10 protein-coding genes and 1 other RNA gene are annotated in these 9,219 nt (G+C 37.1%); all 11 read right to left on the reverse strand.

What is annotated here, in order from left to right:
• Nucleotides 1-242: 242 nt before the first annotated feature.
• The 11 genes from recR to BBROOKSOX_RS07530 all read right to left on the reverse strand — a co-directional run bounded on the left by recR (nucleotide 243) and on the right by BBROOKSOX_RS07530 (nucleotide 9,012).
• On the reverse strand, nucleotides 243-830 hold the full coding sequence (recR, locus tag BBROOKSOX_RS07480) for a recombination mediator RecR (RefSeq protein ID WP_139699750.1): 588 nt from the start codon (nucleotides 828-830) through the stop codon (nucleotides 243-245).
• 6 nt (nucleotides 831-836) lie between these two features.
• Nucleotides 837-1,160 (reverse strand): YbaB/EbfC family nucleoid-associated protein, encoded by a 324-nt coding sequence (locus tag BBROOKSOX_RS07485; protein WP_139699749.1) that lies wholly within the window; start codon nucleotides 1,158-1,160, stop codon nucleotides 837-839.
• Nucleotides 1,161-1,188: 28 nt separating this feature from the next.
• Entirely contained in the window at nucleotides 1,189-2,787 is a 1,599-nt protein-coding gene (dnaX, locus tag BBROOKSOX_RS07490) for a DNA polymerase III subunit gamma/tau (RefSeq protein WP_139660575.1), read from the reverse strand.
• 25 nt (nucleotides 2,788-2,812) lie between these two features.
• An RNA gene (gene ffs, locus BBROOKSOX_RS07495) (signal recognition particle sRNA small type) lies at nucleotides 2,813-2,908 on the reverse strand.
• A gap of 51 nt (nucleotides 2,909-2,959) precedes the next feature.
• The gene (murU, locus tag BBROOKSOX_RS07500; RefSeq protein WP_139660576.1) at nucleotides 2,960-3,616 is read right to left on the reverse strand and encodes an N-acetylmuramate alpha-1-phosphate uridylyltransferase MurU; all 657 of its coding nucleotides are present in this window, start codon (nucleotides 3,614-3,616) and stop codon (nucleotides 2,960-2,962) included.
• Nucleotides 3,613-4,545, reverse strand: a complete 933-nt coding sequence (locus tag BBROOKSOX_RS07505; protein WP_139660577.1) for an aminoglycoside phosphotransferase family protein — start codon at nucleotides 4,543-4,545, stop codon at nucleotides 3,613-3,615. Before BBROOKSOX_RS07505 ends, murU begins: the two co-directional genes overlap by 4 nt.
• Nucleotides 4,538-5,371 (reverse strand): D-amino-acid transaminase, encoded by an 834-nt coding sequence (dat, locus tag BBROOKSOX_RS07510; RefSeq protein ID WP_139660578.1) that lies wholly within the window; start codon nucleotides 5,369-5,371, stop codon nucleotides 4,538-4,540. Before dat ends, BBROOKSOX_RS07505 begins: the two co-directional genes overlap by 8 nt.
• Entirely contained in the window at nucleotides 5,371-6,507 is a 1,137-nt protein-coding gene (locus BBROOKSOX_RS07515) for a D-alanyl-D-alanine carboxypeptidase family protein (RefSeq protein ID WP_139660579.1), read from the reverse strand. Before BBROOKSOX_RS07515 ends, dat begins: the two co-directional genes overlap by 1 nt.
• Complete coding sequence (mltB, locus tag BBROOKSOX_RS07520) at nucleotides 6,488-7,513, reverse strand: lytic murein transglycosylase B (RefSeq protein ID WP_139660580.1); 1,026 nt, start codon at nucleotides 7,511-7,513, stop codon at nucleotides 6,488-6,490. Before mltB ends, BBROOKSOX_RS07515 begins: the two co-directional genes overlap by 20 nt.
• A 15-nt stretch (nucleotides 7,514-7,528) precedes the next feature.
• Entirely contained in the window at nucleotides 7,529-8,653 is a 1,125-nt protein-coding gene (gene rodA, locus BBROOKSOX_RS07525; protein ID WP_139660581.1) for a rod shape-determining protein RodA, read from the reverse strand.
• Nucleotides 8,650-9,012, reverse strand: coding sequence for an Mth938-like domain-containing protein (locus BBROOKSOX_RS07530; RefSeq protein ID WP_139660582.1), 363 nt, complete (start codon nucleotides 9,010-9,012; stop codon nucleotides 8,650-8,652). The genes rodA and BBROOKSOX_RS07530 overlap by 4 nt, the downstream gene beginning before the upstream one ends.
• Between the last annotated feature and the right edge of the window lie 207 nt (nucleotides 9,013-9,219).

Genomic DNA, 9,219 nt, shown 5'->3' on the forward strand with positions numbered 1-9,219 from the left:
GACCTTTGCATAAATAGGGATGATTAGCAAAATCCAATTTTTGCCCAATGGGTGATTTCTTTAAACCTTGTCCTAGCAGGGCTAAGGCTGGGTTTAAAAAATCGCCAAGTGGGTGAAAAGTGGGTTTATGATGATTGTTCCTATTTATGCAAAGGTCTCATTTTAATGATTATATCTGATATCTTAGAGTAAGTTTCTTAAGTTTTTTTTAATTATTCAGTTTTCTTAAGATAATCAGCTTGTTAATAATTGTAATCTTTGCGCCCTGATAGAGCGTGCGCAATGGTGTTAATATCAGCATATTCAAGTTCGCCACCAATGGGAAGCCCGTGTGCAATTCGAGTAATACGAATATCAAATTGTTTTGCCATGTTGCTGATATAGTGTGCGGTTACCTCGCCTTCAATAGTGGCGTTGGTGGCAAGAATGATTTCTTCAATACCTTGCTTGTGTAATTTTTGTTCTAATGCATCTAGACCTAACTCAGCAGCACCAATGCCATCAATCGGTGATAGGTAGCCACTGAGCACAAAATACTTACCTTTATAAGCACTACTTTGTTCAATGGCATGAATATCACTCGGTGTTTCAACAATGCAAAGTTGTGTGTTTGTTCGATGGTTATTAATACAGATATTACAAATATCTTTTTCACTTAAAGTGCGACACGATGAGCAATGCCCAACATGTTCCATTGCATCCATTAAAGCTTTGGCAAGCTCCATGCCACCATCACGATTACGCTCTAATAAATGATAAACAAAGCGCTGTGCGGTTTTTTTACCAACACCAGGTAGGGCACAAAATGCTTTATTAAGCGTCTCAATCATAATTAATCATAATGGCAAATTCATGCCACTTGGTAGGTTCATGCCACCCGTGGCAGCTTTCATTTTGGTGGCAGAGGCATCAGCGATTTGCCCATTAGCATCATTGATAGCGCTTAAGATTAAGTCTTCTAACATATCTTTATCGTTCATCACGCTTACATCAATCTGAATATCTGTTGCCTGATGTTCACCATTAATACTAACTTTTACTGAACCACCGCCAGCATTACCTGTGGCGGTGAGTTGTTTGATTTCTTCTTGTGCTTGTTGCATATTGTCTTGCATTTGTTGGGCTTTTTTCATCATGCCCGCCATTCCACCTTTAAACATCCTTATCTCCTTTTTTTTCGTTGTCAAATTATAATGGTTTAGATATTTCTTTAATGCTATTGGTGTTAATAACTGCCTTAAAAACTTGTTGTAATTTTTGCACACCTTTATCGGCTAAAAAAGTTTCTTGTAGTGTGGCCATTTTTTCATCTCCAGCCTGTGTTTCTTTTTGTGCCAAGGTTTGAGTTTTGAGTTTGTTGGTGTTGATGTTTAAAGTAATATCACCAAAGTTTGCTTGTAGTGTGGCTTGAATAGTAACTTGAATGCTGTTTGTTAGCAAAGTAGAAAATTGCTCATCTAAACTCAGTGTTAGGGTTTGATTATCAGCGCTTTCAAACAAGGTATTTTTGAGTAGTAGTCGCGCTGGTGTATTAAATTCAAGTGTTTGAATTATCTTTTCCCACTCTTGCTGAGAGTTGATATTTAGTGTTGGGTGGGGTGTTGGTTGAGACACTTCAACAATATTTTCTGTGGATTTTTGCTTGGTGCCAGGTTCGGTTTCAAGTTTGGTTTTAGATGTTTGACTTATGTTAGGCGTTTTTTTTTTCGATGAATTTGAATGAAATGAGAGCATACGAAGTAGCGTCATCTCAAACCCGATTTCTTCGCTCGGTGCGAGTGGTAACTCTTTGCTACCATTAATTACTATGTGATAAAACAGTTGTAAATCTTGGTTTGAGATTTGAGCAGATAGTGCTTTAATATCATCAGAAACTTCTGAAGTGTTAAGGATTTGTGCGATTGATACTTGATGAAACAAAGCGCTTAAATCTTTCAATGCGTGCGTTAGGTTTTCACCTTTATGTGATAATTCTTTAGCAAAATTAATACAGGCCTCACCATCTTGATTAAATAAGTGTTTTGCCAAAGTTAAAATATCATCATGATGCACTAAACCAAGCATGGCTTTAATATCTTTTTCCATGACCGAGCCATTACCATAAGAGATAGACTGATCAAGTAGGCTAAGTGCATCACGCATAGAGCCATTACCAAAATCAGCGATTTGACTAAGCGCTAATTCTTCGTACTTTAAACGCTCAGAGTCCATAATGAACTTCAATTGAGCTAAGATTTCTTCGTGTGTGAGTTTCTGTAAAGTGAACTGTAAGCAACGAGAGAGCACCGTCATAGGTATTTTTTGTGGATCGGTTGTTGCTAATAGAAACTTAATATGCTCAGGGGGTTCTTCAAGGGTTTTAAGTAGCGCGTTAAAGCTACTTTTTGAGAGCATATGCACCTCGTCAATCAGATAAATCTTATAACGATTCTTAGTCGGCATATATTGCGCATTTTCTAAAATATCACGCATATTATCAACGCCAGTGTGTGACGCTGCATCAAGTTCTATTAAATCAATTGACTGACCTTTGTCGATTTCAATGCAGGTGGCACACTTACCACAAGGCTTGGAACTAACACCGCTTTCACAGTTGATGGATTTAGCAAAAATTCGTGCAATCGTGGTTTTACCAACACCGCGTGTGCCAGTAAATAAAAAGCCATGATGTAAATTATTGCTATCAAGTGCGTTGATTAAGGTTTTAACAGTATGCGTTTGTCCAACCATTTCACTAAAGGTGTGAGGTCGGTATTTACGCGCTAAAACTTGATAAGGTTCGCTCATGTTAGATTCCGAATTAAAAATGGTAGTGCCAGAATAACCTCCAACACATAAAAAAATTATTACCGTTGCTTCCTTCCGGACCTGGCGGGGTTTATAATTATTTATTGTCAGTGCACCCTGACACTACCAAGACCTATTTTAATTTATATCTGCTTCTATTTTAAGAATTATTTTAAGAATTATTGACAACCCTTAAACGCTCAGGTGTGCCGATGTCTTGCCAGTAGCCCAAGTAGTGTTCACCTGTTAATTGTTTATTGTTAATTGCCTCTTTGAATAGGGTTGAGAGCGGTAATTTCCCATTGTTGTGTAGATGCGATTGAAAGAAATTTGGGTGATAGAGTCCAATGCCTGAAAAGGTGTAAGTCTGAGTATTAGGCAGAGTGATTTTATTGCCAGTTAAAGAGAAATCGCCATTTGGATTGTGCTTAGGGTTATCAATTAATAACAAATGCGCCAATGAATTGTTGGGTAGGGCAAGCGTAGATAAATCGTAATCGTATAATATGTCAGAGTTGATGACAATAAATGGCGCATCTCCAAGCAGTGAAAGTGCTTGAATAATGCCACCAGCAGTCTCAAGTGCATTTTGCTCAATGCTGTATTCAATATTAATACCAAATTTGTCTCCATCGCCTAGGTGTGCTTGTATTTTCTCACCTAAATAGGCAATGTTGATAACAACATCGGTAATAGCAGCATTTTTTAATGTATCAATACTGTGTTCAATAAGTGTTTTATCGTGGACTTTGATTAAGGGCTTTGGTGTGTCTTTGGTGAGTGGCATCATGCGTTCCCCTCTACCTGCCGATAGAATCATCGCTTTCATAAGATGTCCTTGAGTACAGAGAATTCTGGATATTTATCAGCAATCTGTAGGGCATATTTTTTAACCAAGGGGAGATCATTTAGATATTGATGTTTGCCGTCACGCATTGATAGGCGTTTAAAAATACCTAAGATTTTTAAATGTCGTTGTAAACCCATCAGTTCAAATTGCTCTTCAAATTGTGAAAATTCAATGTCAATACTGGCTTGTGTGTAATAATAGTTGAGTAAGGTTTGAATGTCATTTGCTGATAATTCTAAATAGGCATCTTTTAATAAGGAGCATAAATCGTAAGTATTCGAGCCAATAATAGCGTCTTGAAAGTCAATAATAGCAAGCCCATTTTCAGTTAACATAAGGTTGCGTGCATGATAATCACGATGCACAAAAACTTGCAGGCTGTTAAGTGCGTTATTACTAAGAGTGTCAAATACGCTTAAGAGTTGTTGCTTATGATTATCGCTGGTGTCTTTAGGTAAATACCAGTCAATTAATAGTTGCATTTCACCTTTTAGTACAGCGTCATCATAGTAAGGTAAATCGTTGTTTTCATAATCAATTTTTTGAATTTTAACAAGCGCGTTAATGGCTTTTTTATACAAATTAATACAGTTGTCTTTGTTGAGCGTCTGTAGAAAAGTGGTATTGCCTAAATCTTCAAGTAGTAGAAAACCTTGCGCTAAATCGGAGGTAATAATTTTAGGTGCATGAAGATTATTTGCGCTTAATAAAGTGGCAATTTTAACAAAGGTAGCACTGTCTTCTTTTTCTGGAGGCGCATCCATGGCGATAAAGGTATTGTTGTTACGCTCAACTCTAAAATAACGGCGAAAACTGGCATCGTCACTAGCACTAGTGATGACAAAATTCTCATCGTCGAAAAAATATGACAACCAATCGGTAAGTAAGTCAAGTCGCTGATCAATCATTTTTTAATTGTTGATAATGGTTATAGACACATTCCCAATAGTGACCAACTTTTCCATTGTTAATGACACAGTTGTCTATTTGGGTAATCGGCATAATTTCACGGGTGGAACTGGAAATCCATACTTCATCAGCGTTTAAGAGTTTAGCTGTTGTGAAGCCAGATTCTTTAATTTTCAAATGGCAAGCTAGGGCACTTTCCAAGGCTAAATCACGGGTGATGCCTGAAAGAATATAACTATCAGCAGGGTGAGTGTGTAGCGTATCGCCTTTAATCATAAAGACATTTGAGGTTGCACCCTCGGTAACGATATTATCACGATGCAAGATAACTTCTTCCACTTGGGCTTCTTTGGCATTTTGAGCATACATTGTGTTTGCCAAGAGCGAAGTAGCCTTGATATCGCATCTTGACCAACGAATATCAGAACTTGTGATAGCGCTAAAGCCTTTTTCTAAGTGCACTTTATCTTTTGGTGTGAGTGGATTTGACTCAATATAAATAGTCGGCGTTAAATTTTCAAAACTGTGCTTTCTTTGTGTATCAGCACCACGAGTGATTTGTAAGTAGAGTGACTGGTTGTCTGATTGAGAATATTTTAAGAGTTGCTTAAGGGTTTCTAACCATTTTTCGTTTGTATAGGGGTTAGATATCTGGACCGCATCCAGACTTTTTTGTAAGCGTTGTAGATGTGCATCTAGGCGAAACAATTTGCCTTGATAAACTGGGATGACTTCGTAGACGCCATCACCAAATAAAAAACCTCTATCCATAACTGAAATAGAGGCTTTATTTTTTGCAACAAAGTTGCCGTTTAAATAAACCATTAAAGCCCGATTTTCTCTAGTAATCGTGAGAAAAATCCAGATTCAGGTGCATCTTCAAGTGCGATAATTGGCAGTTTTGCAAGGTTTTCACCTTCTAATTTCAGGATCAAGTGAGCGATATTATCGCCTTTATTAATAGGCATTTTAAAATCAGTATTCAATTCAATTACTTGTTGGGATAGCTTGTATTGTCCACGTGGTAGAGTGATTGCCTGTGGCGTTTTAAAGCCAACTTTAATTTGTTTTTTGGTTGAACCGGAAATGGGTATTTTTTTACTAATTTTGTTGATTTTTGTTGTTTCAAAAAAACGGAAACTATAATCTAGGATGGTTTGTGTTTGAGAAGTCCTAGCTTGCGTTCCTACTGAGCCAAGTACGACAGAAATCAACCGCATACCAACGCGTTTAGCGCTAGCAACAAGGTTGTAACCTGCTCTTTTGGTAAAACCTGTTTTCAATCCATCTACTGTGTGGTCGCTCCATAGTAATTTATTGCGATTATGTTGTTTGATGCCATGGTAAGTAAATTCTTTTTGTGAATACCATGGGTAGAACTGTGGAAAATCACGAATGGTTGCCGAGGCAAGTATTGCCATATCCCTAGCGGTAGTGTGTTGGCTTTTATGTGGCAGACCTGAGGCATTTTCAAAACGGGTGTTGTTCATGTCAAGTTTTTTGGCGTATTCATTCATATAAGTGGCAAAAGTACCCTCAGTGCCAGCGATATGTTCTGCTAGTGCTACTGCTGAGTCATTGCCAGATTGAATAATCATGCCCTTGAGTAGGGTTTCTAGTTTGATGGTTTTACCGACTTCAACAAAACTTTTTGAGCCTCCAGTCTGCCATGCTTTTTTGCTGATTTTGACCTCGTCTTTTAAGCTGATTCTGTCATCTTTAATCAGCTGGAAAACTACATAAGCGGTCATTAGTTTGGTTAAACTTGCAGGTGAGCGTTTTTCATCAGCTTTACTTGAGGCAATAACTACACCCGAATTGTGATCCATAACAATATAAGCAGCAGCATTAATTGACGGCGCTTTAGGGGTAATAAAAATCGCTGCTTGAGCATTGAGTGATAATACGCTCAGCGTGATAATTGTGAGTGTAGATAGTTTTTTAGTAAGTGTCTTGTTCATAAATATTATTTAAATCGTATTCCTGTTTTAATTTTTCTGATAATTGATAAACTGCCATCGCGTATCTGTTGTCGTGATTATAACGGGTTAGCACATAAAAATTCCAAAAAGTGAGCCAAATATCTTCATTCATTTTTTGCGGTAAGCGAATAAAAGCCAATTTAGTCTTGTTATTAATGTCTGAATCTATATCCAAGCCCTTATTACGCCAGTGTTTGGCATTTTTCCGTGGTTTGGAATTGGCGCGTTTGGCATGTTTTAGATGTTTGCTATTTAGTGAAATAGGGCGGGCAATTTCCCCATAATCATGCCATTGATGTTTGTCAAAATAATTGGCAATTGAACCAATAGCATCAATAGGGTCTGAGAATAAATCGACTTTTCCATCTTTATTAAAATCAATCGCATAATGGCGATACGAACTGGCAATGAATTGTGGGAAGCCCATTGCACCTGCATATGAGCCTTTAACAGACAAAGGCGCAATGGCGTTTTCACGAGTCATGAGCAAAAAATGCTCTAATTCTTTTTGATAGAAAGCACGACGACGATAATTTCCAAATGCGCGTTTTGCCAGTGTTTTTAGTGTTGAATGAGATCCTTTTTTATTGCCATAATTGGTTTCTACACCTAAAATAGCAACGATAATTTCAGCGGGAACATGGTAGATTTTTTCAGCACGCTGCAATGTTGCTAAGTTGTCTTGCCAAAATTTAATGCCATTTTTAATGCGATTTTCTGTGATAAATAAACCTTTGTATTTATCCCATGACATGGGTGGTTTCTTGACGTGCTTGGTTTTCTTTTTCTTCTTTTTGGTGGTTTTATCAGCAATTTTAAATTTAATAGTGTGAAAGATGGCTGTTAACTTATCTTTGTCAAAATCATGTTTTTCTACCATTTTTTCAATGAAGTTTTGTGTGATTTTAAAATAGGTCGCTGGCACTATCTTGGCCGAAACTATAGATGATACAAGCAGAATAGAAAGTAGAAGTAATTTTAACATTGCTTAGAATTTAGATTAATAATTCGGTGTTTTGTGTTTACGAATTGACATGATAACACCAAAACTCACAAATAGTGTAATCAGTGATGAGCCACCATAACTAACTAGTGGTAATGGGACACCCACCACAGGAAGTAAGCCAGATACCATACCAATGTTAACAAAAACATAAGTAAAGAAAATAAGCGCTAAACTTGCACCTAGCAATTTAGAAAAGGTATCTTCTGATTCGAAAGCAATGAAAAAACAACGCCAAATAATTAAACCGTAAAATAATAATAGTAATAATACACCTAAAAATCCTAACTCCTCGGCGATAACTGCAAAAATGAAATCAGTCGCATGTTCGGGTAAGAAATTTAGTTGAGATTGTGAACCTTGCTCAATACCTTTGCCCAATAGACCACCAGAGCCAATAGCAATTTTAGACTGTAAAATATGATAACCCGCACCAAGCGGGTCTAAACTTGGATCAATCATTGTCATAATGCGCTTCTTTTGATAGGTCATTAATAAGTAATTCCAGGCAACATAACCACTCCCAACGAACAGACTAAAAATCGCACTAAGATTGAGCCATTTGCTGTGCTTGATAATTTGAATGCTAAATCCTGAGAAAAACAACACATATAGTCCACTAGCACCAATGAGTAGCGATGTGCCTAAATCAGGCTGTTTGGCAATCAGTAGAACCGTAACAGCAATTGCAACAATTGATCTAAGTACTGATGTAGGTTGTGGTGGTAGTGTTTTTTCACTAAGAATTGAAGCAATCGCAATTGGTATAATAATTTTCATTAACTCTGATGGCTGAAAACGCATAAAGCCTAAATCTAGCCATCGTTGGGCACCACCACTACTGGAGCCAAATAGTAGCACTAATAACAGCAAGAAAATACCAAGTAGCATTAAATAAGGGGAATAACGCCTGAGTAAATAAGGCGGTATTTGTGCAACAATCAACATCACACTAACGGCAAGTACAAAGTGCACTGTTTGTTTGACGACCAACTCTGTTGATTCAGAGGCACTATAAAGTATTAATAAGCCAAACATACTCGTACCCATTAGTATTAAAAATAATGGCGTATCCATTTTGAAATAATGCCAATAATGGCGAAACTTATCAATTTGTGTCATAGTAATAACAGACCGACTAATCTTGCATCAGATAATAATAAATTAAAACATCGGCAAGCCGATTCACTATTCATACTTTCAACGCCAATGTTCATTTGTTGTAGTGCGACTTGTTGTAGTGGATTTAAAAATTGACTATATTCACCAGTGCCGATAATCAAAATATCAATATCATCTTTTGAGCTGAGTGGAAATAATGCTATTTTATCCAGTTGCTCTAATGTTAAATTAGGGGTTTGCATATGGTGCTTAGGTGAGATAAAGCAGGGCGTACTAAGCGTTGTATGTGACAAAGTCACTATGCTATTTTCTATGGAAACAACGCTATTTTGATTATTGTCTTGCTGATTAAATTCCACTTTGGAAAATTGGTGTATTTAAATGATGTTGGAGATAGTATTATAACAGCCAAAGCTTTGTATAAATTTATTTATCTTTGTGAGACCTTTGCATAAATAGGAACAATCATCAGAAACCCACTTTTCACCCACTTGGCGATTTTTTAAACCCAGCCTTAGCCCTGCTAGGACAAGGTTTAAAGAAATCACCCATTGGGCAAAAATTGG

The sequence above is a fragment of the bacterium endosymbiont of Bathymodiolus sp. 5 South genome (assembly GCF_900128535.1).
Lineage (GTDB): Bacteria > Pseudomonadota > Gammaproteobacteria > PS1 > Pseudothioglobaceae > Thiodubiliella.